The sequence below is a fragment of the Citrobacter koseri ATCC BAA-895 genome (assembly GCF_000018045.1).
Taxonomy (GTDB): Bacteria; Pseudomonadota; Gammaproteobacteria; order Enterobacterales; family Enterobacteriaceae; genus Citrobacter_B; species Citrobacter_B koseri.
In genome coordinates, this window is the sequence record NC_009792.1 from 4,192,961 (window position 1) to 4,216,887 (window position 23,927).

At 54.7% G+C, this 23,927-nt stretch carries 24 protein-coding genes; 12 read left to right on the plus strand and 12 right to left on the minus strand.

Features of this window, described 5'->3' with window-relative positions:
* Nucleotides 1-36: 36 nt before the first annotated feature.
* The 4 genes from CKO_RS19340 to CKO_RS19355 all read left to right on the plus strand — a co-directional run bounded on the left by CKO_RS19340 (nucleotide 37) and on the right by CKO_RS19355 (nucleotide 4,945).
* Entirely contained in the window at nucleotides 37-1,182 is a 1,146-nt protein-coding gene (locus CKO_RS19340) for an AgaS family sugar isomerase (protein WP_012135272.1), read from the plus strand.
* Nucleotides 1,183-1,194: 12 nt separating this feature from the next.
* On the plus strand, nucleotides 1,195-2,067 hold the full coding sequence (kbaY, locus tag CKO_RS19345; RefSeq protein ID WP_012135273.1) for a tagatose-bisphosphate aldolase subunit KbaY: 873 nt from the start codon (nucleotides 1,195-1,197) through the stop codon (nucleotides 2,065-2,067).
* 121 nt (nucleotides 2,068-2,188) lie between these two features.
* Nucleotides 2,189-3,760, plus strand: coding sequence for a maltose/glucose-specific PTS transporter subunit IIBC (gene malX, locus CKO_RS19350; RefSeq protein ID WP_012135274.1), 1,572 nt, complete (start codon nucleotides 2,189-2,191; stop codon nucleotides 3,758-3,760).
* A 12-nt stretch (nucleotides 3,761-3,772) separates the two neighbouring features.
* On the plus strand, nucleotides 3,773-4,945 hold the full coding sequence (locus CKO_RS19355; protein WP_012135275.1) for a MalY/PatB family protein: 1,173 nt from the start codon (nucleotides 3,773-3,775) through the stop codon (nucleotides 4,943-4,945).
* A gap of 96 nt (nucleotides 4,946-5,041) precedes the next feature.
* Here CKO_RS19355 and rsmI read toward each other — a convergent pair whose 3' ends face one another.
* Nucleotides 5,042-5,905 carry a 16S rRNA (cytidine(1402)-2'-O)-methyltransferase gene (rsmI, locus tag CKO_RS19360; protein WP_012135276.1) on the minus strand — a complete coding sequence of 288 codons (864 nt, stop codon included), beginning with the start codon at nucleotides 5,903-5,905 and terminating at the stop codon, nucleotides 5,042-5,044.
* A gap of 62 nt (nucleotides 5,906-5,967) precedes the next feature.
* On the opposite strand from rsmI, the gene CKO_RS19365 reads away from it, so the two are divergent.
* From CKO_RS19365 to dolP, 4 genes are read left to right on the plus strand one after another with little or no spacing between them, the layout of a single operon-like run.
* Nucleotides 5,968-8,013, plus strand: a complete 2,046-nt coding sequence (locus CKO_RS19365; protein ID WP_012135277.1) for a penicillin-binding protein activator — start codon at nucleotides 5,968-5,970, stop codon at nucleotides 8,011-8,013.
* Entirely contained in the window at nucleotides 7,971-8,366 is a 396-nt protein-coding gene (locus CKO_RS19370) for a YraN family protein (protein ID WP_024130978.1), read from the plus strand. The genes CKO_RS19365 and CKO_RS19370 overlap by 43 nt, the downstream gene beginning before the upstream one ends.
* Nucleotides 8,367-8,386: 20 nt before the next feature.
* Nucleotides 8,387-8,977: a DnaA initiator-associating protein DiaA gene (gene diaA, locus CKO_RS19375; RefSeq protein WP_012135279.1), complete on the plus strand. Its 591-nt coding sequence runs from the start codon at nucleotides 8,387-8,389 to the stop codon at nucleotides 8,975-8,977.
* A 9-nt stretch (nucleotides 8,978-8,986) separates the two neighbouring features.
* Nucleotides 8,987-9,562: a division/outer membrane stress-associated lipid-binding lipoprotein gene (gene dolP / locus CKO_RS19380; RefSeq protein ID WP_012135280.1), complete on the plus strand. Its 576-nt coding sequence runs from the start codon at nucleotides 8,987-8,989 to the stop codon at nucleotides 9,560-9,562.
* Nucleotides 9,563-9,658: 96 nt separating this feature from the next.
* On the opposite strand, the gene CKO_RS19385 is transcribed toward dolP, so the two are convergent.
* The 3 genes from CKO_RS19385 to CKO_RS19395 all read right to left on the minus strand — a co-directional run bounded on the left by CKO_RS19385 (nucleotide 9,659) and on the right by CKO_RS19395 (nucleotide 11,995).
* Nucleotides 9,659-10,696 (minus strand): permease, encoded by a 1,038-nt coding sequence (locus CKO_RS19385; protein WP_012135281.1) that lies wholly within the window; start codon nucleotides 10,694-10,696, stop codon nucleotides 9,659-9,661.
* A gap of 190 nt (nucleotides 10,697-10,886) precedes the next feature.
* Nucleotides 10,887-11,522 (minus strand): NAD(P)H-binding protein, encoded by a 636-nt coding sequence (locus CKO_RS19390; protein ID WP_024130979.1) that lies wholly within the window; start codon nucleotides 11,520-11,522, stop codon nucleotides 10,887-10,889.
* A gap of 32 nt (nucleotides 11,523-11,554) precedes the next feature.
* Complete coding sequence (locus CKO_RS19395; RefSeq protein WP_012135284.1) at nucleotides 11,555-11,995, minus strand: YhbP family protein; 441 nt, start codon at nucleotides 11,993-11,995, stop codon at nucleotides 11,555-11,557.
* A gap of 52 nt (nucleotides 11,996-12,047) precedes the next feature.
* On the opposite strand from CKO_RS19395, the gene CKO_RS19400 reads away from it, so the two are divergent.
* Nucleotides 12,048-12,350, plus strand: a complete 303-nt coding sequence (locus tag CKO_RS19400) for a GIY-YIG nuclease family protein (protein ID WP_024130980.1) — start codon at nucleotides 12,048-12,050, stop codon at nucleotides 12,348-12,350.
* Here CKO_RS19400 and CKO_RS19405 read toward each other — a convergent pair.
* Together CKO_RS19405 and ubiT are read right to left on the minus strand one after the other, a co-directional pair.
* Nucleotides 12,337-12,840 carry a GNAT family N-acetyltransferase gene (locus tag CKO_RS19405; protein WP_012135286.1) on the minus strand — a complete coding sequence of 168 codons (504 nt, stop codon included), beginning with the start codon at nucleotides 12,838-12,840 and terminating at the stop codon, nucleotides 12,337-12,339. The genes CKO_RS19400 and CKO_RS19405 overlap by 14 nt on opposite strands.
* The gene (gene ubiT / locus CKO_RS19410; RefSeq protein WP_024130981.1) at nucleotides 12,834-13,358 is read right to left on the minus strand and encodes a ubiquinone anaerobic biosynthesis accessory factor UbiT; all 525 of its coding nucleotides are present in this window, start codon (nucleotides 13,356-13,358) and stop codon (nucleotides 12,834-12,836) included. The genes CKO_RS19405 and ubiT overlap by 7 nt, the downstream gene beginning before the upstream one ends.
* A gap of 220 nt (nucleotides 13,359-13,578) precedes the next feature.
* On the opposite strand from ubiT, the gene ubiU reads away from it, so the two are divergent.
* The 3 genes from ubiU to CKO_RS19425 all read left to right on the plus strand — a co-directional run bounded on the left by ubiU (nucleotide 13,579) and on the right by CKO_RS19425 (nucleotide 16,709).
* Entirely contained in the window at nucleotides 13,579-14,574 is a 996-nt protein-coding gene (gene ubiU, locus CKO_RS19415; protein WP_012135289.1) for a ubiquinone anaerobic biosynthesis protein UbiU, read from the plus strand.
* An 8-nt stretch (nucleotides 14,575-14,582) separates the two neighbouring features.
* Entirely contained in the window at nucleotides 14,583-15,461 is an 879-nt protein-coding gene (locus CKO_RS19420) for a U32 family peptidase (protein ID WP_024130982.1), read from the plus strand.
* Nucleotides 15,462-15,701: 240 nt separating this feature from the next.
* Complete coding sequence (locus CKO_RS19425) at nucleotides 15,702-16,709, plus strand: luciferase-like monooxygenase (RefSeq protein ID WP_012135293.1); 1,008 nt, start codon at nucleotides 15,702-15,704, stop codon at nucleotides 16,707-16,709.
* A gap of 90 nt (nucleotides 16,710-16,799) precedes the next feature.
* On the opposite strand, the gene mtr is transcribed toward CKO_RS19425, so the two are convergent.
* From mtr to rpsO, 6 genes are all read right to left on the minus strand, one after another.
* Nucleotides 16,800-18,044: a tryptophan permease gene (mtr, locus tag CKO_RS19430; RefSeq protein ID WP_012135294.1), complete on the minus strand. Its 1,245-nt coding sequence runs from the start codon at nucleotides 18,042-18,044 to the stop codon at nucleotides 16,800-16,802.
* 153 nt (nucleotides 18,045-18,197) lie between these two features.
* Entirely contained in the window at nucleotides 18,198-20,096 is a 1,899-nt protein-coding gene (gene deaD / locus CKO_RS19435; protein ID WP_024130983.1) for an ATP-dependent RNA helicase DeaD, read from the minus strand.
* Entirely contained in the window at nucleotides 20,089-20,169 is an 81-nt protein-coding gene (yrbN, locus tag CKO_RS23420) for a protein YrbN (protein WP_010723222.1), read from the minus strand. Before yrbN ends, deaD begins: the two co-directional genes overlap by 8 nt.
* Nucleotides 20,170-20,274: 105 nt before the next feature.
* Nucleotides 20,275-21,159 carry a lipoprotein NlpI gene (gene nlpI, locus CKO_RS19440; RefSeq protein ID WP_012135296.1) on the minus strand — a complete coding sequence of 295 codons (885 nt, stop codon included), beginning with the start codon at nucleotides 21,157-21,159 and terminating at the stop codon, nucleotides 20,275-20,277.
* A 109-nt stretch (nucleotides 21,160-21,268) separates the two neighbouring features.
* Complete coding sequence (gene pnp, locus CKO_RS19445; RefSeq protein WP_024130984.1) at nucleotides 21,269-23,404, minus strand: polyribonucleotide nucleotidyltransferase; 2,136 nt, start codon at nucleotides 23,402-23,404, stop codon at nucleotides 21,269-21,271.
* Nucleotides 23,405-23,650: 246 nt separating this feature from the next.
* Entirely contained in the window at nucleotides 23,651-23,920 is a 270-nt protein-coding gene (gene rpsO, locus CKO_RS19450) for a 30S ribosomal protein S15 (RefSeq protein WP_003861789.1), read from the minus strand.
* Between the last annotated feature and the right edge of the window lie 7 nt (nucleotides 23,921-23,927).

Here is a 23,927-nt window from a genome sequence, read left to right on the forward strand (position 1 = left end):
CGGCTGAGTGGAGTTCACAAGACTAAGGACTATGTTATGCCAGAAACTCGCACCTCCGTTACCGGCACCTGGACGGAAGAAGAGATCCGTCAACAACCGGCCAGTTGGATCCGCTCACTCAATAACATCAGCAGTATTCGATCGGCCATTGATCGTTTCCTGACGCCATTGCTGTGCAAAAACGATCTGCGGATCATACTGACCGGCGCAGGCACTTCCGCGTTTATCGGCGATATCATCGCCCCCTGGCTTTCACGCCACACCGGGAAAAACATCACGGCCGTACCCACCACTGACCTCGTCACAAATCCAATGGATTACCTGACGCCCGCACATCCGTTACTGCTGGTCTCCTTCGCCCGCTCCGGCAACAGCCCGGAAAGCGTTGCCGCCGTTGAGCTGGCAAATCAGTTTGTGCCTGAGTGCTATCACCTTTCGATCACCTGCAATGAAGCCGGAAATCTGTATCAAAATGCCGTCGACAGCGATAACGCCTTCGCATTGTTGATGCCTGCTGAAACGCACGATCGCGGCTTTGCGATGACCAGCAGCATCACCACCATGATGGCGAGCTGTCTGGCGGTGTTCGCACCCGATATGATCAACAACCAGACCTTCCGCGATGTTGCGGATCGCTGCCAGACGATCCTCACCTCGCTCGGTGATTTCAGCAAAGGCGTTTTTGGCAATGAGCCCTGGAAACGGATCGTTTACCTCGGTAGCGGCGGGTTACAGGGAGCTGCACGTGAATCCGCGCTCAAAGTTCTGGAGCTAACAGCCGGTAAGCTGGCTGCATTTTACGACTCGCCGACGGGTTTCCGTCACGGCCCGAAATCGCTGGTTGATAACGAAACGCTGGTCGTGGTGTTTATCTCCAGCCATCCCTACACCCGTCAGTACGATCTCGATCTGTTAGCGGAACTGCGCCGCGATCAACAGGCATTGCGCGTCGTCGCAATCGCCGCTGAAAGCGATCCTGTCATCAACGCAGGCCCACATATCCTGCTGCCGCCATCGCGCGCTTTTATTGATACAGAACTGGCTTTCTGCTTCCTGATCTACGCGCAGGTGTTCGCACTCACGCAATCCATCAGCGTCGGAAACACCCCGGACACCCCATCCGCCAGCGGCACGGTTAACCGTGTGGTGCAAGGTGTTGTTATCCATCCCTGGAATGCCTAAGAGGATCGCATCATGAGCATTATTTCCACCAAGTACCTCCTGCAAGATGCCCAGACGAAAGGTTACGCTGTCCCTGCATTCAACATCCATAACGCCGAAACGATCCAGGCGATTCTCGAAGTTTGCAGTGAAATGCAATCCCCCGTGATCCTCGCCGGGACGCCAGGCACCTTTAAGCACATTGCGCTGGAAGAGATCTACGCGCTATGCAGCGCTTACTCCAACAGCTATGACATACCGCTGGCGCTGCATCTCGATCACCATGAGTCGCTGGAAGATATCCGCCGCAAGGTCAATGCCGGCGTACGCAGCGCCATGATCGACGGTAGCCACTTCCCGTTTGAAGAAAACGTGAAGCTGGTGAAATCGGTGGTGGATTTCTGTCACGCGCGCGATTGCAGCGTGGAAGCTGAACTGGGACGTCTGGGCGGCGTGGAAGACGACATGAGCGTCGATGCGGAAAGCGCCTTCCTGACCGATCCGCAGGAAGCGAAACGCTTTGTCGAACTCACCGGTGTCGACAGCCTCGCTGTGGCAATCGGTACCGCACACGGCCTTTACACCAAATGTCCTAAAATCGATTTCCAGCGTCTGGCTGAGATTCGCGAAGTGGTTGATATCCCACTGGTGCTGCACGGCGCAAGCGATGTACCTGATGAATACGTCCGCCGCACCATTGAACTGGGCGTATGCAAGGTTAACGTCGCCACCGAACTGAAAATTGCCTTTGCCGATGCAGTCAAGAAGTGGTTTGCGGAAAACCCTGATGGCAACGATCCGCGTTATTACATGCGCGTGGGCATGGATGCGATGAAAGACGTCGTCAGAAGTAAAATAACGGTTTGCGGATCCTACAAAAAGTTACTGCAACCTTCGCATTGTTAATCTTTGTTTTCGAATTGAATCAATAAACATATAAAAACAACTTACTTCGCAATTTCAAAAGGTCATGATTAATTCCTCATGACCTTCATATTATACTGATGAAAATCATGGAGTACTCTACATGACACAGGAAAAGTCCTTTAAATCGAGGTTATGGGAATTCTTTCAAAGCCTGGGTAAAACATTTATGTTCCCCGTATCGCTGCTTGCATTTATGGGGTTATTATTAGGGGTAGGCAGTTCAATTACCAGTCCGTCGACAATAAAAAGCTTTCCATTCCTGGGAGGGGAGCTTACCCAATTAACTTTTGGTTTTATTGCAATGGTAGGTGGATTTGCTTTTACTTATTTACCTGTCATGTTTGCTATTGCTATTCCAATGGGAATGGCTAAACGGAATAAAGCCGTTGGCGCTTTTTCAGGTTTTGTCGGCTATATGCTGATGAATATGAGTATCAATTATTACCTGACCGCGACACACCAGATTGCGGATGCCGCGACAATGAAACAGGTCGGGCAATCCATCGTATTAGGCATTCAGACATTAGAGATGGGCGTGCTGGGCGGCATCATCGCTGGCGTTATCACCTATTTCCTGCACGAGCGTTTCCAGGATACCGTCTTGCATGACGCTTTCGCTTTCTTTAGCGGCATTCGTTTCGTCCCTATTATCACCTCGCTGACAATGTCTCTGGTGGGGTTAGCGATTCCATTACTCTGGACCTACGTCGCGATGGGTATTGCCGGTATCGGGCATATCATTCAGAGCACCAGCGTATTTGGCCCATTCTTATACGGTGTAGGCGTGCTGCTGCTCAAGCCTTTCGGCCTTCATCATATCCTGTTAGCTATGGTGCGTTTCACCCCGGCTGGCGGAACGGAGTTCGTTAACGGCCATGAAGTCGCCGGGGCGCTCAATATTTTTTATGCCGAGCTGAAAGCTGGCCTTCCCTTCAGCCCACATGTAACGGCCTTCTTATCTCAGGGCTTTATGCCGACATTTATTTTTGGTTTGCCTGCCGTAGCATATGCTATCTACAGAACGGCCAAACCCGAAAACCGCCCGGTGATTAAAGGACTATTACTTTCCGGTGTTTTAGTTTCGGTTATCACTGGTATCTCCGAGCCTATTGAATTTTTATTTCTCTTTATTGCCCCAGCGCTGTATGCCTTCCATATTGTAATGTCTGGGTTGGCTTTGATGGTCATGGCAATTCTTGGTGTCACCATTGGTAATACGGACGGCGGCATTCTGGATTTGTTAATTTTCGGCGTGATGCAAGGAACATCAACGAAATGGTATTTATTATTCCCGGTTGGTATCGTTTGGTTTGGGATCTACTTCTTTGTTTTCCGCTGGTACATTCTTAAGCATGATATTAAAACACCTGGCCGTGAGGACTCTTCAGATGATGCAGCCCAGGCTGTTGCAGCAAATACCAAAGCACGCGGCAAATCAAAATATGATCACGGTGTTATTTTGAATGCGCTGGGTGGGAAAGAAAATATCGATTCTCTGGATAACTGTATTACCCGTTTACGCCTGGTGGTGAAAGATATGTCCAAAGTGGATCAACAAACATTAAAAAACGCCGGGGCGCTCTCCGTCGTTGTACTGGATGCGCATAGCGTTCAGGTCATTATTGGGCCACAGGTGCAAAGCGTGAAAACAGGCATTGAAGCCTTAATCTAACAGGAGTCTGGAATGTTCGATTTCGACAGTACCATCGAGCGTCAAAGTGATAAATGCCGCAAGTGGGATCATCCGTTTGTCTGCTCGCGGTTTGGCGCCGTACCAAAAGACTTTATTCCGCTATGGATTGCGGACATGGATTTCACCTCACCTCCTGCGGTGATTGACGGCTTCCAGCGTATCGTCCAGCACGGAACATTTGGCTACACCTACTGTTTCGATGCGTTTTATGACGCGGTCATTACCTTCCAGCATGAGCGCCATCAGGTAAATGTTCAGCGTGACTGGATCACGCTGACCTACGGCACCGTTTCTACACTGCACTACACGGTTCAGGCATTCTGCCAACCGGGCGATAGCGTGATGATGAATACGCCGGTCTATGACCCTTTTGCGATGGCGGCGCAGCGGCAGAATGTGCATGTTCTCGCCAGTCCGCTTCGCGTGGAAGAGAACCGCTATCATCTTGATGTTGAATTGATCGAAGACCAGCTTAAAACGCATCGTCCAAAACTATGGTTCTTCTGTTCGCCGCACAACCCTTCAGGAAGGATCTGGCGTGCGGATGAGATCCGTCTGGTCTCTGATTTATGCAAACGCTATGGCGTGATCCTGGTCGTTGACGAAGTCCATGCCGAGCACATTCTTGATGGTAAGTTCGTCAGTTGCTTGTCATCGGGGTGCGCCGCACTGGATAACGTTATTGTCCTGACCTCGCCCAACAAAGCTTTCAACTTAGGCGGGCTGAAAACCTCTTATTCCATCATCCCGAATGAGACGCTGAGGCAGCGTTTTCGCCAGCAGCTTGAGAAGAACTCCATCACCTCGCCGAATATCTTCGGTGTCTGGGGAATCATTCTTGCCTATCAGCAGGGGCTTGCATGGCTGGATGCGCTGAATGGATATCTGCGCGGCAACGCCGTATATCTGGCTAACGCCATTAAGACCCACTTTCCCGACTGGAAAATGATGACGCCGGAATCGTCATATCTCGCATGGATTGACGTGAGTGCGGATGAGCGCAGCGCAACGCAACTGACACAGCACTTTGCTCAACAGGCAGGAGTGGTGATCGAAGATGGCAGCCACTACGTGCAAAACGGTGAAAACTATTTACGGATTAACTTCGGCACCCAACGCTATTGGCTGGAACACGCCATCGACAGAATGCTGAAACATTACTAATCCCTGTAAAAACAGTGTTATCCCCACCGGGTAACACTGTTTTCCCTCTGATGCGGCCAGCCAGGGCAGTAAATGGCGGCCGCCCGACTTTCACACTTACTCCCCCTGCTGCTCCAGCGCATACTTATACAGCGCGTTCTTTTTCACGCCGTGGATTTCGGCGGCAAGAGCGGCGGCCTTTTTCAGCGGTAGTTCCGCCTGTAACAACGCCAGCGTTCGCAGCGCGTCGGCGGGAAGCGCATCGTCCTGGGCTTTGTGCCCTTCGACAATCAGTACCATTTCCCCCTTGCGGCGGTTTTCGTCCTCTTTCACCCATGCCAGCAGCTCGCCGACCGGCGCGCCGTAAATGGTCTCCCAGGTTTTGGTCAGCTCACGCGCCAGCACCACGTAGCGAGATTCTCCCCACACGGCGACCATATCTTCCAGGCTGTCCAGCAAACGGTGCGTGGACTCATAAAAAATCAGCGTCCGTGGTTCTGCTTCAATCGCTTTCAGCGCATCACGGCGGCCTTTCGATTTCGCGGGCAGAAAACCTTCATAGCAAAAACGATCGGACGGCAACCCGGCGGCGCTCAGCGCGGTAATCGCGGCGCACGGCCCCGGCAACGGAACCACACGGATGCCAGCTTCACGACAGATGCGCACCAGATGGTAACCCGGGTCATTGATCAATGGCGTTCCGGCATCAGAAACCAGCGCAATGTTCTGCCCCTCTTTTAGCTTCGTCACCAGCGTCTCGGCTTTTTGCTGCTCATTGTGGTCATGTAAAGCGAACAAACGGGCGTTAATCGCGAAGTGTTGTAACAATAGTCCGGTATGACGAGTGTCTTCAGCGGCAATTAAATCAACGGCTTGCAAAACTTCGAGCGCTCGTTGGGTAATATCAGCCAAATTCCCGATAGGAGTAGGTACAATATAGAGTTGGCCCTGAGAATTATCCGCCGATTCGTTTTGTTTCATTGTGTCGTCCGTATTGCCGATTTAATATTGAGCATTGCGTAAAAAATATCACTGGATACAGTATGGTACCCTCAACATTTTCTCGTTTGAAAGCCGCGCGCGCGCTGCCTGTCATTCTGGCAGCATTGATTTTCGCGGGCTGTGGCACCCAGGCGCCGGATCAAAGTGCTGCCCATATGCAGGGCACGGCACAAGCTGATTCCGGCTTTTATCTGCAACAAATGCAGCAAAGTTCAGATGATAGCAAGACCAACTGGCAATTACTCGCCATTCGTGCACTGCTGAAAGAAGGCAAAAGCCAGCATGCCATCGAATTATTCAACCAGTTGCCGCAAAACCTGAACGATGCGCAGCGTCGCGAACAGTCGCTGCTGGCGGTTGAGATCAAACTGGCGCAGAAAGATATCGCCGGCGCGCAGGCGCTGCTGGAAAAACTCACTCCGGCTGATTTGGATCAGAACCAACAGGCGCGTTACTGGCAGGCGAAAATTGATGCCAGCCAGGGCCGCCCTTCTCTTTCACTGCTGCGCGCGTTAATCGCCCAGGAGCCGCTGCTGTCTGCAAAAGACAAGCAGAAGAACATGGACGCCACCTGGCAAGCGCTCTCCTCTATGACCCAGGAACAGGCTCAGGCGCTGGTCATTAACGCCGATGAAAACGTCCTGCAAGGCTGGCTGGATTTACAGCGTGTCTGGTTCGATAACCGTAACGACCCGGACATGATGAAAGCCGGGATTGCTGACTGGCAAAAACGCTACCCGCAAAACCCAGGGGCAAAACTGCTGCCTACGCAACTGGTCAATGTGCAAAGCTTTAAACCTGCTTCCACCAGCAAAATCGCCCTGCTACTGCCGCTGAACGGCCAGGCCGCCATTTTTGGCCGCACCATTCAGCAAGGTTTTGAAGCGGCAAAAAATCTGGGGACGCAACCGGTGGACGCGCAGCCTGCCACTGCGCCTGTCGCGGAACCGACAGCGCCAGCAGAACCTGCCCAGCCGCAAGCCGCTGACGGCGTCGCCAGCCCTTCCCAGGCGGCGGTGAACGATTTAACCGGCGACGAACAAACGCAGCCCGTCGAGCAACCGGTAAGCGCCCCGGCGCAGACCGCTACGGCGAGCGCGCCGGCCAACCCTTCTGCTGAACTGAAAATCTACGACACCACCTCCCAACCGCTGGATCAGATCCTCACGCAGGTTCAGCAGGACGGCGCCAGCATTGTTGTCGGCCCGCTGCTGAAAAATAACGTTGAAGAGCTGATCAAAAGCAATACGCCGCTGAATGTCCTGGCGCTTAATCAGCCTGAGAAGGTGCAGAACCACGCCAATATTTGCTACTTTGCCCTCTCACCTGAAGATGAAGCCCGCGACGCGGCGCATCATATTCACGACCAGGGCAAACAAAATCCGCTGTTGTTGATTCCACGCAGCGGGCTGGGCGATCGCGTGGCGAACGCTTTCGCTCAGGAGTGGCAGAAGCTGGGCGGCGGCACGGTGTTGCAGCAGAAATTCGGTTCTACCGCTGAACTGAGAATGGGCGTCAACGGCGGCTCCGGCATTGCCCTGACAGGCAGCCCTGTCGCCGCCAGCCAGCCCTCACAGCCGGGCGTCACCATTGGCGGCCTGACGATTCCGGCACCACCGACAGACGCGCAGATCACTGGCGGCGGCGGTCGCGTTGACGCGGTCTACATTCTGGCGACGCCGGAAGAGATCGGGTTCATTAAACCGATGATCGCCATGCGTAACGGCAGCCAAAGCGGCGCAACGCTGTACGCCAGCTCGCGCAGCGCGCAGGGCACTTCCGGCCCCGACTTCCGTCTGGAGATGGAAGGCTTGCAGTACAGCGAGATCCCAATGCTGGCCGGTAGCAACATGCCGTTAATGCAGCAGGCGCTCGGTGCCGTACGCAACGACTACTCCCTTGCCCGTATGTACGCGATGGGCGTAGACGCGTGGTCGCTGGCGAACCACTTCTCGCAGATGCGCCAGGTGCCGGGTTTCGAAATTAACGGTAATACCGGGGCGTTAACCGCCACACAGGATTGCGTGATTAACAGGAAGTTATCATGGCTCAAATACCAGCAAGGGCAAATCGTCCCCGCCAGTTAACGAGTAAACAGATCGGCGACGTGTGGGAAGCCGCCGCACGCCGCTGGCTGGAGAGCAAGGGACTGCGTTTTATTGCCGCCAACGTGCGTGAGCGCGGCGGCGAAATCGATCTGATAATGCGTGACGGAAAAACCACGGTCTTTGTTGAGGTTCGTTATCGCCGCTCGGCACAGTTTGGCGGCGCGGCCGCCAGTGTGACCTGGAGCAAACAACACAAATTATTACAGACCGCCCGCTTGTGGCTTGCTCGCCACAATGGGAGTTTTGATACTGTGGATTGCCGGTTCGATGTGTTAGCCTTCACCGGAAATGATGTTGAGTGGTTTAAGGATGCCTTTAACGACCGCTCATAATTGAAGATTTAAGGATTAGCGTGCTCGATAGAATTAAGGTCTGCTTTACAGAAAGCATTCAAACGCAAATTGCTGCGGCAGAAGCTCTCCCGGATGCAATTTCCCGTGCCGCCATGACGCTGGTTCACTCCCTGCTCAACGGCAACAAAATTCTCTGTTGTGGTAATGGTACTTCCGCCGCCAACGCACAGCATTTTGCTGCCAGCATGATCAACCGTTTTGAAACAGAACGTCCCAGTTTACCCGCCATTGCACTTAATACCGATAATGTGGTCTTAACAGCGATTGCCAACGATCGCCTGCATGATGAAATCTATGCAAAACAGGTCCGTGCGCTGGGCCATGCCGGTGATGTTTTATTGGCGATTTCTACGCGTGGCAACAGTCGCGATATCGTTAAGGCCGTTGAGGCCGCCGTCACTCGGGATATGACCATTGTGGCGTTGACAGGCTATGACGGGGGCGAGCTGGCCGGGTTATTAGGGCCGCAGGATGTTGAAATCCGTATTCCCTCGCACCACAGCGCGCGCATTCAGGAAATGCATATGCTGACGGTAAACTGCTTGTGCGATTTGATCGACAACACGCTTTTCCCTCACCAGGATGATTAAGGAGTACATATGAAGGCATTTTCGCCACTCGCAGTCCTTATTTCTGCGTTGCTGTTGCAAGGTTGCGTCGCTGCCGCGGTGGTTGGAACCGCCGCTGTGGGTACGAAAGCCGCAACCGATCCACGTAGCGTTGGCACCCAGGTGGATGACGGAACCCTGGAGCTGCGCGTAAACAGCGCGCTGTCGAAAGACGAACAAATCAAGAAAGAAGCGCGCATCAACGTAACGGCGTATCAGGGCAAGGTATTACTGGTGGGTCAGTCGCCGAATAGCGAACTCTCCTCGCGGGCAAAACAGATTGCGATGGGTGTCGATGGGGCGACGGAAGTGTATAACGAAATCCGTCAGGGCCAGCCGATTGGTCTTGGGACGGCTTCGAACGATACCTGGATCACCACCAAAGTGCGTTCGCAGCTGTTGACCAGCGATCAGGTGAAATCGTCCAACGTAAAAGTGACGACCGAAAATGGCGAGGTTTTCCTGTTGGGTCTGGTCACCGAGCGTGAATCAAAAGCCGCTGCGGACATCGCCAGCCGGGTCAGCGGTGTGAAACGCGTCACCACCGCCTTTACGTTTATCAAATAACCCGCCGTTTTAGCCGGATGGCGGCTTCGCCTTATCCGGCCTACAGAGAAGCACTCACGTAGGCCGGGCAAGCGAAGCGCCCCCGGCATTTCCACTTCACACCAGCGCAATACTTCCCACTATCACCCCAGAAATCGCCACCAGTACGCCTGTAAGCCACAACGCTTTTACCGGGAAGGCTTTACGCAGCATAATCAGCGACGGCAGACTCACCGCCGGCAAGGTCATCAGCAGCGCCAGAGCAGGCGCGGTTCCCATTCCTGCCAGCATCATCGTTTGTACAATCGGAATCTCTGCGGCGGTAGGGATCACAAACAGGCATCCCGCGACGGCCATCGCAATAACCCACATCAGCGTATTATCAACTGCGCCATCGGCATGTGGGAACAGCCAGACGCGCGCCGCGCCTAATACCAGTACCGCCAGGATATAAACCGGGATCGTACTCCAGAACAGCGACCACAATGCTTTTCCCCAACGAGCAAAGAATCCGCCCTGCGGTTCAGATACGGTGATCTCCTGAGGAATGTCTACCTGCGGCGACTCTTTCACCCATTTCTGCACCAGCGTCGCCACCACCAGCACCATCGCCAGCCCGGCAACCAGACGGATAGCCGCAAAATGCCAGCCGAGCACAAAGCCCATAAACACCAGCGTTGCCGGGTTTAACAGCGGATTACCCATCCAGAACGCCAGCGCGCCGCCCATAGAAACCTGCTGGCGACGCATTCCCGCCGCCACCGGCGCGGCGCAGCAGGTACACATCATACCTGGCAGCGAGAACAGGGTGCCAAACAGCGTGCCGCGAAAACGCGACTGCCCCAGCGTACGTAGCAGCCAGTCACGCGGGATCAACACCTGAATCAGCGAACCGAGGATCACCCCCAGCACCGCCGCCTTCCAGACCGCGATAAAATAGATCATCGCGTAGTCCCAGGCCGCTCGCCACGGGTTCGCATCCGCCTGCGCCAGAATAGATTTACCGATACTGTGCGTTTCCGCAGCCGTGAAGGCTTTGCCGTAATAAGGCTGCCATTTCACATACCAGAGGCCAACGATAACGACGAGAAAGAAGAGTGCGGGTTTCCACCATTGAAATGGCGTCACCGCCTGAGATGAAGACTGACCAGCCATAGCATTCCCCAGGAAGTTATTGAGATAATTAAGCCCGTGAATACTACGCCTTTGGGAAATGTTTGGAAACGTCGTTTTTTATTGGATGGGGACAAAATGCCCGGTGGCGCTCGCGCTTATCGGGCCTGGAGGACGCCACGAAATCCCATGTCGGATAAGGCGTTAGCCACCATCCGGCAGTGAACAGATGCTATAACGCCCTTTCCCGCAACTGGGATGAGGTCAGGATGGTAACGCCTTCTTGCTCCGGCGCCAGAGCCTCCTCCAGCATCGCACGCGCCACATCTCTGGCGTCGATGGATTTCCAGTTACCCGGCAGCAGCCGGAACAGCGGCGCAAACAGCGTTTCATTCATCCGGTGTTTAGCTCTGTCGCCAAGCAACATGGAGGGACGCGCAATCGTCAGGCGCGGCCATTGCTGGGCGATTAACGCCTCTTCCATTTCACCTTTGACCCGGTTATAGAAAAACGGCGATCGCGCATTTGCGCCCATTGCGCTCACGACCAGCATATGTCGGGCGCCCAGCCGCCGCCCCGTCAGCGCGGTATCCACCACCAGCGTATAATCCGCATGAATAAACGCCTCTTTGCTTCCGGCCTCGCGGCGAGTCGTTCCCAGACAGCAAAAAACAATGTCCACCGGATCGGTCACCTGCGCCAGCGCATCGGTCAGTTGAGGATCGTGAGGATTATAAACGCCGACCATATCCGCCAGAGGGCGGCGTGTGGGCGCGGCTATCGAATGAATCCGGGGTTCATTAAGCAACATCCGCAGGAGGTGTCCTCCCACCAGCCCCGTCGCCCCTGTAATTAACACCTGAGTCATCACGCGCTCCATAACCTCAACCATTCATCTAACTATAGGCTACGGATCGGGCTGCGTAGCCAGTGCATTTTTTTGCCAAATCCCAACGTGTTGTCAGTGAATTTGATTTCATCCAGGCGGATTTCCCATACTGGCGCAGGCAGCATTCTGGCGACAGGAAAGCGGCGGAGATAGGCCTGACGCGCCGCATCGCTTTCCTCTCCCTCAAGCTTGCGGATCTCCCCTTTAAACTGTATTCCGCGAATCCGCGCCACCGTTTTCGGCTGGCCGTTGACCGTTCCGGCAACGGGCGCGCGCGGGCCGGACATCTGCGCATGGCGCGTTTTCTCTTCCGTGAGTACATAAAACGCAACCTTTTGCGCATCAAACAGATAAAACGCGTTTGCGCACCAGAGTTCGCCCTCATGCTGAACGCACCAGGTGACCACATGCTGCTTTGCCAGCCAGCGGCTTATCGCGGTGAGTGTTTCCATCGTTATTCTCTCTTATACTGGGCATCTGAAAATTAACACGCTAATGGTCATGATGACACCCTGGTATCTGTATCTGATCCGCACCGCAGACAATGCCCTCTACACCGGGATTACGACCGATGTAGCGCGCCGCTATAAGCAGCATCAAAGTGGTAAAGGCGCAAAAGCGTTGCGCGGAAAAGGGGAACTCACCCTGGCGTTTTCGGCGCAGGTCGGCGAGCGCTCGCTTGCCCTGCGCATGGAGTATCGCATCAAGAGACTCACAAAGCGCCAGAAGGAGCGACTCGTGACAGAAGGTGAAGGGTTTGAGGCGCTACTGGCCAGCCTGCAAACCCCAACGCTTAAAAGCGATTGAAATGGTCGTGGTATTCCACCAGGCCCGTCACGCCGTCCAGCGCATCTTCCGCCAGGCGGTGTACCTGGAAAGCGCTTTCGGTGCCCGGCCAGCGGCAATGAAGATCGTAATGCGCCGCCAGTTCAAAGCCGAAACGGCTGTACAATGCCGGCTCGCCCAGCGTGACGACCGCCGCATAGCCAAACTCGTTGAGTGAATCCAGTCCTTCGTAGACCAGTTGGCGCGCAAGCCCTTGTCCACGGTAGTTTTCATCTACCGCCAACGGCGCCATTCCCACCCATTGCAGGTCTTCACCCTGTACATCGACCGGACTAAACGCCACATAGCCAACCACCTGACCTTCGTCGTCAGTGGCGACCAGACCCAGCGTCAGGAAGCCATCTTCGCGCAGGTCATGCACCAGCTTCGCTTCCGCATCGCTTTCGAACGTGCGGCGCAGCAAAGCGTCGATACCGGGCGCGTCAATGGGAATTTCAACTCGAATCAGCATGGTTCACCTACCGAGGTCTGTTTGGTTTCTGGCGAGGTTTTCATACCCGCCTCAACAAAATCCGCCAGTTGCAGCAGCATAATGCGTAACGCTTTCGGCATCTGCTCCAGTTCGATGGCGTCCATCAGGTTTTTCACATACAGCCCTAACTCTGTATCGCCTTCAATGACCAGACGACGCTGGAAGAAGAGCGTATCAGGGTCCTGCTTACGCGCAGCAATCATCAACAAGTCGCTGGCATCGGCGCTAAAGCTCACGTCGGCCTCAGCGTTCTGACTGACAATCAGTTTGCCGTTCTCAACAGAGGTGTACCATCTAAGGTTAATATCACGCACCGTAATACTTAACCAACGGCCTTCGAGGAACTCAAGCTCCCCATCTGCCAGCGCCTGACGAAATTGCCAGCTCAGAACCTGTTCCAGAACCTGGCGCTTCAGCGCAAAGGGCGTCAGTTTAACCGGAACACTCATCAGAGACGGGCCAAAATGTACTAAGCGTGAACGCAGTTTATCCAACACGAGCTTTACTCCCTGTTTCAATAATCCCGTTATTTTGCCATATCAGATAAACGACATAGCGGCGTAAATCAACAATTCGATACGAAATTGTTACCCAGTTATAGGTGTAACCAATACGCCTTTAACTGCCTTAAATCAAAAATTGTCGCAGCAAGGTTAACTAAAATCTCTCTTCGTTAACAATTTTGCGGCCTGGACGGCGCAACATTCAGGAATAATTATGGAGCTGCTCTGCCCTGCCGGAAATCTCCCGGCGCTTAAGGCGGCCATTGAGAACGGTGCTGATGCCGTTTATATCGGGCTAAAAGATGATACTAACGCCCGTCACTTCGCCGGTCTTAATTTTACTGAGAAAAAATTGCAGGAAGCGGTGAATTACGTCCATCAACATCGCCGTAAACTGCACATCGCGATTAACACGTTTGCACACCCGGATGGATATGTTCGCTGGCAGCGTGCCGTGGATATGGCGGCGCAACTGGGCGCGGATGCGCTGATCCTGGCCGACCTTGCTATGCTTGAGTATGCAGCAGAACGCTATCCGCATATTGAGCGCCATGTCTCTGTTCAGGCATCGGCAACGAATGAAGAAGCAATTAACTTCTACCATCGCAACTTTGACGTTGCGCGCGTCGTCCTGCCGCGCGTGCTTTCCATTCATCAGGTGAAACAGCTCGCCCGCGTCACGCCCGTACCGCTGGAGGTCTTCGCCTTCGGCAGCCTGTGCATTATGGCGGAAGGCCGTTGCTACCTCTCCTCTTATCTGACGGGTGAATCCCCCAATACCGTCGGCGCCTGCTCCCCGGCCCGCTTCGTGCGCTGGCAACAGACCCCTCAGGGGCTGGAATCGCGCCTGAACGAGGTGCTCATCGACCGCTATCAGGACGGTGAGAACGCCGGTTATCCAACGCTGTGTAAAGGTCGCTATCTGGTTGATGGCGAGCGCTACCACGCGCTGGAAGAACCTACCAGCCTCAACACGCTGGAACTGCTGCCTGACCTGCTGGCGGCGAATATCGCCTCGGTGAAAATTGAAGGACGTCAGCGCAGCCCGGCGTATGTCAGCCAGGTGGCGAAAGTGTGGCGTCAGGCGATCGACCGCTGCATGGCCGACCCGCAAAACTTCGTCCCGCAAAGCGCCTGGATGGAGACGCTTGGCTCCATGTCCGAAGGCACTCAGACCACGCTTGGCGCGTATCACCGTAAATGGCAGTGAGAGAAGCAATGAAATATTCCTTAGGGCCGGTGCTTTACTATTGGTCGAAAGAGACGCTGGAAGCATTTTATCAGCAGGCCGCCACCAGCAGCGCCGACGTGATTTACCTTGGCGAAGCGGTGTGCAGCAAACGCCGCGCCACCAAAGTGGGCGACTGGCTTGATATGGCGAAATCCCTTGCCGGAAGCGGCAAGCAGATCGTGCTCTCCACGCTGGCGCTGGTACAGGCCGCCTCTGAATTAGGCGAACTGAAACGCTATGTGGAAAACGGCGACTTCCTGCTGGAGGCCAGCGACCTCGGCGTCGTGAATATGTGCGCCGAGCGCAAGCTGCCGTTTGTCGCCGGTCACGCGCTTAACTGCTATAACGCGGTAACGCTGCGTCTGCTGCTTAAACAGGGCATGGTGCGCTGGTGCATGCCGGTCGAGCTTTCCCGCGACTGGCTGGTGAATCTGCTGAACCAGTGCGATGAGCTCGGCATCCGCAATCAGTTTGAAGTGGAAGTGCTGAGCTACGGTCATCTGCCGCTGGCGTACTCCGCCCGCTGTTTTACCGCGCGTTCGGAAGATCGCCCGAAAGACGAGTGTGAAACCTGCTGCATCAAGTACCCGAACGGGCGTAACGTGTTGTCGCAGGAGAATCAGCAGGTGTTCGTGCTTAACGGTATTCAGACCATGAGCGGCTACGTTTATAACCTCGGCAACGAACTGACCTCCATGCAGGGGCTGGTCGACATTGTGCGCCTTTCCCCGCTGGGTACGGAGATATTCGCCATGCTCGACGCCTTCCGCGCCAATGAAAACGGCAGCGCGCCGTTGCCGCTGGCCGCGCACAGCGACTGCAACGGTTACTGGAAACGCCTGGCCGGTCTGGAACTACAGGTGTAACTGAACCTTGCCGGATGGCGGCATAAATGCTTTATCCGGCCTACGGTTGGACTGATAAACTTTTGCCGGATGGCGGCATAAATGCCTTATCCGGCCTACAATGCATTTGTAGGCCTGATAAGCGAAGCGCCATCAGGCAGTTGATGTTTGCGCCCCGCCTTATACCGCTCACTTTGTTAACAACGGTAATCAAATTTTAATGCAGTATTAAATGATTCACCGACGACAAAGTGAGCCGTTATGACTGACAAAACCATTCCATTTTCGCTGCTGGATCTGGCACCGATCCCCGAAGGCTCCTCTGCGAAAGAGGCCTTCTCACACTCACTGGATCTCGCCCGTCTGGCAGAGCGGCGCGGCTATCACCGCTACTGGCTGGCGGAACATCACAACATGACCGGTATCGCCAGCGCGGCGACATCGGTGCTGATTGGCTATCTGGCCGCCAATACCACCACGTTGCATCTGGGTTCTGGCGGGGTGATGCTCCCCAACCACTCACCGCTGGTTATCGCCGAGCAGTTCGGTACGCTGAATACGCTCTATCCTGGACGGATTGATCTGGGCCTGGGGCGCGCGCCGGGAAGCGATCAGCGCACCATGATGGCGCTGCGCCGTCATATGAACGGCGATATTGATAATTTCCCGCGCGACGTTGCTGAACTGGTGGACTGGTTCGACGCGCGCGATCCCAATCCACATGTACGCCCGGTTCCGGGCTATGGCGAGAAGATACCGGTGTGGCTGCTGGGTTCCAGCCTGTACGGTGCACAGCTGGCGGCGCAGCGTGGTCTGCCGTTCGCCTTCGCCTCCCACTTCGCGCCCGATATGCTGTTCCAGGCGCTGCATCTCTATCGCACCCAGTTCAAGCCGTCCGCGCGGCTGGAAAAACCGTATGCGATGGTGTGCATCAATATCATCGCCGCTGACAGCAATCGCGATGCGGAATTTCTGTTTACCTCTATGCAGCAGGCGTTTGTGAAACTGCGTCGCGGCGAGACCGGGCAGCTACCCGCGCCAATTCAAAATATGGATCAGTTCTGGTCGCCGTCCGAGCAATATGGCGTGCAGCAGGCGCTGAGCATGTCGCTGGTGGGCGATAAAGCCAAAGTACGTCACGGGCTGGAATCTATTCTGCGCGAAACGCAGGCGGATGAGATTATGGTCAACGGGCAGATTTTCGATCATCAGGCGCGGCTGCATTCGTTTGACCTGGCGATGCAGGTGAAAGAAGAGTTGGTGGGGTAGTACGTTGTTTTGCCCGGTGGCGCTTCGCTTACCGGGCCTACGAGATTGTTCAGGCCGGATAAGGCGTAGCCGCCATCCGGCACAACAAACTTACTGGTACACTGGTAGCAAGTTCACGCTCGACAGAATATGCACCAGCGCGTTGCCGATACCGAATACCAGGATCAGCGCAATCATCGGCTTGCCGCCCCAGACACGGAATTTCGGGCTGCCGAAGCGTTGGCGTGAAGCTCGCGCCAGCAGAGCCGGAACAATGGCTGCCCAGATGGTTGCCGCCAGCCCCGCATAGCCGATAGCATACAGGAACCCGTTCGGCCACAGCAGACCGCCAATCACCGGCGGCAGGAAAGTCAGCAGCGCAGTTTTGAAGCGCCCCAGCGCCGAATCATCAAAACCAAACAGATCCGCCAGATAGTCAAACAGACCGAGCGTCACGCCGAGGAACGAACTCGCCACCGCAAAGTTAGAGAACACCACCAGCAGCAGATCCAGACTGCGGCTGTTCAGTACGCCGCTCAGCGCCTGTACCAGCACATCAATATTACCGCCCCGCTGCGCAATACCGATAAACGCCGGGCGCGGAATATTACCCATCGTACCCAACAGCCAGATGGTATACAGCACCAGCGCCATCAGCGTACCGTACACCAGGCATTTCACGATGGTACGCGGATCTTTACCGTAATACTTCATCAGGCTTGGCACGTTGCCGTGATAACCAAACGACGCCAGGCAAAACGGCAGTGTCATCAGCAGGTACGGCGTGTAAGACGCATTGCTTTCGGCCACGTTAAACAGCGTCGCTGGCGTGACGTGCCCCAGCAGACTGCCGAAGGTCAGAAAGAAGGTGATGACTTTCGCGCCCAGCACAATCGCCGTCATCCGGCTAACCGCTTTGGTACTTAACCAGACAACAAAAGCCACCAGCAACGCAAACGCAAAACCTGCCGCCCGCGCCGGAACGTTCAGCGACATTTCAGCAAAGGTATGATGCAGAATCGAGCCGCTCGCCGAGATATAGGCGTAGGTCAGGATATAGAGCACAAAGGCAATAGAGATCCCATTCACCACGTTCCAGCCTTTACCCAGCAGGTCTTTGGTGATGGTGTCAAAGCTGGAGCCAATCCGGTAGTTGAGGTTGGCTTCGAGGATCATCAGCCCGGAATGCAGCATACAGAACCAGGTAAACACCAACGCCGCCATCGACCAGAAGAACCACGCACCGGACATGACCACCGGCAGGGAGAACATTCCCGCGCCAATAATGGTGCCGCCGATGATCACCACGCCGCCAAGCAGCGAAGGTGACGTTTGGGTGGTGGTTAGTGTTGCCATTCAGCCCTCTCTCCAGTGAATAATATTGCGACTGCATTTTATTGTGTCGCACTGTACCAGTACGCGAGTACAAAAGAAATAAAAAAAGCCCCGATCGCAATCATCGGGGCTGTATATTTTACTTTACGGTGCGAGACCGCGATTTAGCGTGAATTACGCATCACCGCCGAAACGACGACGACCGGTGGAGTCGTCACGACGCGGCGCACGGCCTTCACGACGCTCACCGCTGAAACGACGACCATCACCACGGCCACCTTCACGGCGCTCACCGCCAAAACCACGACCGCCTTCACGACGCTCGCCACCGAAGCTACGACCACCGCCACGACGCTCGTTACCGGAATGCGGTTGCGCATCGCCCAGCAGTTGCATGTTCATCGGCTTGTTCAGGATGCGGGTGCGCGTAAAGTGCTGCAACACCTCACCCGGCATACCTTTCGGCAGCTCAATGGTGGAGTGGGAAGCAAACAGCTTGATGTTACCAATGTAACGGCTGCTGATGTCGCCTTCGTTAGCAATCGCGCCAACGATATGACGCACTTCAACACCGTCATCACGGCCCACTTCAATGCGGTACAGCTGCATATCGCCAACGTCACGACGTTCACGACGCGGACGATCTTCACGGTCACCACGATCAGCACGCGGGCCACGATCGTTACGATCGCGCGGACCACGGTCATCACGGTCACGGAATTCACGTTTAGGACGCATCGGCGCATCCGGCGGTACGATCAGCGTGCGTTCGCCCTGCGCCATTTTCAGCAGTGCGGCAGCCAGCGTTTCGAGATCCAGCTCTTCGCCTTCTTCGGTCGGCTGGATTTTCGCCAGCAGTGCGCGGTACTGATCCAGATCGCTGCTTTCCAGCTGCTGCTGAACTTTCGCTGCAAATTTTTCCAGACGGCGTTTGCCCAGCAGTTCTGCGTTCGGCAGTTCCACTTCCGGGATGGTCAGCTTCATGGTGCGTTCAATGTTGCGCAGCAGACGACGCTCGCGGTTCTCAACGAACAGCAGCGCGCGGCCAGCACGACCCGCACGACCGGTACGGCCGATACGGTGAACGTAAGACTCGGAGTCCATCGGGATATCGTAGTTTACAACCAAGCTGATGCGCTCAACGTCCAGGCCACGGGCCGCAACGTCAGTTGCAATCAGGATATCCAGACGACCGTCTTTCAGACGCTCCAGAGTCTGCTCACGCAGCGCCTGGTTCATGTCGCCGTTCAGCGCGGCGCTGTTGTAACCGCTACGCTCCAGCGCTTCAGCCACTTCCAGGGTCGCATTTTTAGTACGAACGAAGATAATCGCCGCATCAAAATCTTCAGCTTCCAGGAAACGCACCAGCGCTTCGTTTTTACGCATGCCCCAGACAGTCCAGTAGCTCTGGCTGATGTCAGGACGCGTGGTCACGCTGGACTGAATGCGCACTTCCTGCGGCTCTTTCATAAAGCGGCGGGTAATGCGACGAATCGCTTCCGGCATGGTGGCAGAGAACAGTGCGGTCTGATGACCTTCAGGAATCTGCGCCATGATGGTTTCAACGTCTTCGATGAAGCCCATACGCAGCATTTCGTCGGCTTCGTCCAGCACCAGACCGCTCAGTTTAGAGAGATCCAGCGTGCCGCGTTTTAAGTGATCAAGCAGACGTCCCGGCGTACCGACAACGATCTGCGGCCCTTGACGCAGGGCGCGTAACTGCACGTCATAACGCTGGCCGCCGTACAGGGCAACCACGTTCACGCCGCGCATATGTTTAGAGAAATCCGTCATGGCTTCAGCAACCTGAACCGCCAGTTCGCGGGTCGGTGCCAGCACCAGAATCTGAGGTGCCTTCAGCTCAGGATCAAGATTGTTAAGCAGCGGTAAGGAGAACGCTGCGGTTTTGCCGCTACCGGTCTGGGCCATACCCAGAACATCGCGACCGCCCAGCAGATGCGGGATGCACTCTGCCTGGATTGGAGATGGTTTTTCGTAACCCAGATCGTTAAGGGCGTCAAGGATAGGAGCCTTCAGGCCCAGATCTGCAAAAGTGGTTTCGAATTCAGCCATGTAGTACGTGTGCCTCAAAATTAATGGCGGCCAGTCTACATAACTCATCATGAAATTGATCTGCAATTTTCATTGAAAAGTGTGAACCGGCTCAAAGTAGGTGTATTAACGAACAACAACGCCCTCACCCGTGAAGGTGATGGCAATCAAAAAGATTACGGGCTGATGTGTACGTCAGCTATTGCTGGTCCGATTCTGCCAGGTCATCTTGGTCCTGGCCCAGGAGCGATAATTCCAACAATGCGTATCGGTGCTCAACAAAGTTATGAACGTTGTTAGCCACCGCCAGTTTGAACAATGCCGTAGCGTTGTCCAAATCCCCCAGACTTAGGTAATACTTACCTAAATAGAAGTTGGTTTCACTGAGATGCTCAGCGAGCGAGGTGTTATCCGTTGCGTCCGCCTTCAGGCGTTCCATCAGCGTTGCTTCGCTAATGTTGCCCAGGTAGAACTCGACAATGTTCCATCCCCATTGTTCTTTATCCGATTTCTCGAAGCGTTGCTTTAACGCTTCTTTCGCCTGCTTCTCATCGAGCTTCTGCTCAGCGAGATAAAGCCACAGACTGCGGAAAGGATCATTGGGATCGTCTTGATAAAACGCCAGCAGATCATCTTGCGCTAACTTGTCGCGACCGCCGTAATACAATGCGATACCGCGATTTAAGTACGCGTAGTTGTAAGTTGGATCAAGCTCAAGTACAGAATCAAACGCTTCATAGGCAGCATCAAAATTGCCTGCCTGCGTTAAATAAATGCCTAAGTAATTGAATACTTCAGGCATATCCGGTCGGATTGCCAGCGCTTGTGAAAAATCATTTCGCGCTAATGCCCTCAGACCCAGACTATCATACAACACTCCGCGCTCATATAAAAGCTGTGCGCGTTCGTCATCGGTTAAAGCCCGACTGGCAAGAATTTGTTCCATGCGTGCCAGAATCACTTCCTGCTGCAAAGTCGGTTGCAATGGCACCGCGAGGACTTCACTCTTACGCCAGGCAGAGTTGCTGCATCCTGCCAGCGTGAGTGCTGTCGCAACGAAACACCAGCGCAAAAAAGGCTTCATTTCCCACTCCCGAAGACAACGATTGAATGAACGTCCTGTTCCCCGGTTGCTGACAAGGCGTCCTGCCGGGTCAAAGGCCCTCCGCCAAAGCGGAGGGCAAATGGCAACCTTACTCGCCCTGTTCTGCTGCCGGAGCTTCCGGCGCAGCAGCTGGTTGAGACTGCTCAGTTGCTTCTTTAATGCTCAGACGTACGCGGCCCTGGCGATCAACTTCCAGAACTTTAACCGGTACTTCCTGACCCATTTGCAGGTAATCGGTCACTTTCTCTACGCGCTTGTCAGCGATCTGAGAGATGTGTACCAGACCTTCTTTACCGCCGCCAATGGCAACAAACGCGCCAAAGTCAACGATGCGGGTCACTTTACCATTGTAGATACGGCCCACTTCGATTTCCGCAGTGATCTCTTCGATACGACGGATAGCATGTTTCGCTTTTTCGCCGTCGGTCGCCGCGATCTTCACCGTACCGTCATCTTCGATTTCGATGGTGGTGCCGGTTTCTTCGGTCAGAGCACGGATAACAGAACCGCCCTTACCGATAACGTCTTTGATCTTGTCCGGGTTGATCTTGATGGTGTGGATACGCGGAGCGAACTGAGAAATGTCGCCACGCGGCGCGTTGATCGCCTGTTCCATCACGCCCAGGATGTGCAGACGCGCACCTTTTGCCTGGTTCAGCGCAACCTGCATGATCTCTTTGGTGATACCTTCAATTTTGATATCCATCTGCAACGCAGAGATACCGTCGCGGGAACCCGCCACTTTGAAGTCCATATCGCCCAGGTGGTCTTCGTCGCCCAGGATGTCAGACAGAACAACAAAGTTGTCGCCTTCTTTCACCAGACCCATCGCGATACCCGCAACGGCCGCTTTAATCGGCACGCCTGCGTCCATCAGCGCCAGGGAAGCGCCACACACGGAAGCCATAGAGGAAGACCCGTTGGATTCGGTGATTTCAGACACCACGCGAACGGTGTACGGGAATTTGTCCATTTCCGGCATAACTGCCAGAACGCCGCGCTTCGCCAGACGACCGTGACCAATTTCACGACGCTTCGGAGAACCGACCATGCCGGTTTCGCCAACGGAGTACGGAGGGAAGTTGTAGTGGAACAGGAAGCTGTCAGTGCGTTCGCCCATCAGTTCATCAAGAACCTGCGCGTCACGAGCGGTACCCAGCGTCGCCGTGACCAGCGCCTGCGTTTCGCCACGAGTGAACAGCGCGGAACCGTGAGTACGCGGCAGCACGCCAGTACGCACGTCCAGACCACGGATCATGTCTTTTTCACGGCCATCAATACGCGGCTCGCCGGCCAGTACGCGGCTACGAACAACGTTTTTCTCGATCGCGTGCAGGATTTCGCCCAGTTCGTTTTCGTCCAGGGTTTCGTCTTCTGCAACCAGCGCAGCGATGGTTTCAGATTTGATCACGTCAACCTGAGCATAACGCTCCTGTTTGTCGGTGATACGGTAAGCGTCGCTCAGGCGAGCTTCGGCCAGTGCAGCAACGCGCGCGTTCAGCGCTTCGTTTACCGCTTCCTGCTGCCAGTCCCAACGCGGTTTGCCCGCTTCTTTCACCAGATCGTTGATGTTCTGAATCACAATCTGCTGCTGCTCGTGACCGAATACCACGGCGCCCAGCATGGTGTCTTCGCTCAGCAGTTCTGCTTCGGATTCAACCATCAGAACAGCCGCTTCAGTACCGGCAACCACCAGGTCCAGCTTACTTTCTTTCAGTTCGTCCTGAGTCGGGTTCAGTACATACTGGTCATTGATATAACCAACACGCGCGGCGCCAATCGGGCCGTTGAACGGAATGCCGGACAGAGACAGCGCGGCGGAAGCACCGATCATCGCGACGATATCCGGGTTAACCTGCGGGTTAACGGAAACGACGGTTGCGATAACCTGAACCTCGTTAACGAAGCCTTCCGGGAACAGCGGACGAACCGGGCGGTCAATCAGACGCGCGATCAGGGTTTCGCCTTCGCTCGGACGGCCTTCACGACGGAAGAAGCTGCCCGGGATACGGCCAGCAGCGTAAGTACGCTCCTGATAGTTAACGGTCAGCGGGAAGAAATCCTGGCCCGGCTTCGCTTTTTTCTGACCAACAACGGTAACGAATACCGCAGTGTCATCCATGCTTACCATAACGGCGGCAGTTGCCTGACGCGCCATCATGCCAGTTTCCAGCGTAACGGTATGCTGACCGTACTGGAATTTACGAACGATCGGATTAAGCAAAATAATACCCTTTCTTAATTTTTGACGGCACACTCAGGCGCCATCGTTAATACCCGATCTTCTGCGCATCCTCGCGACTAATGACAACCCTAACCCATGCTCTTTGGGTGAAGCCTCTCATTAGCCGCGCGAACCTCTGCAACGGAAGATCATCCATAGCAACAATACATTAGTTTCCAGTGAATTGCTGCCGTCTGGTTGAAAAAAGGGGCCATGAAGGCCCCCTCTTTCTGAAACTCGCAAGAATTAGCGACGCAGACCCAGACGCTCGATCAGCGCGGTGTAACGTGCAACATCTTTACGTTTCAGGTAGTCGAGCAGTTTACGACGCTGAGAAACCATGCGCAGCAGACCACGACGGCTGTGGTGATCTTTTTTGTGCTCTGCAAAGTGGCCCTGCAGGTGGTTAATCTGTGCAGTCAGCAGAGCAACCTGAACTTCGGTAGAACCGCTGTCGTTAGTACCACGACCAAACTCAGAAACGATTTTAGCTTTAGCTTCAACGCTTAGAGACATGATGAAC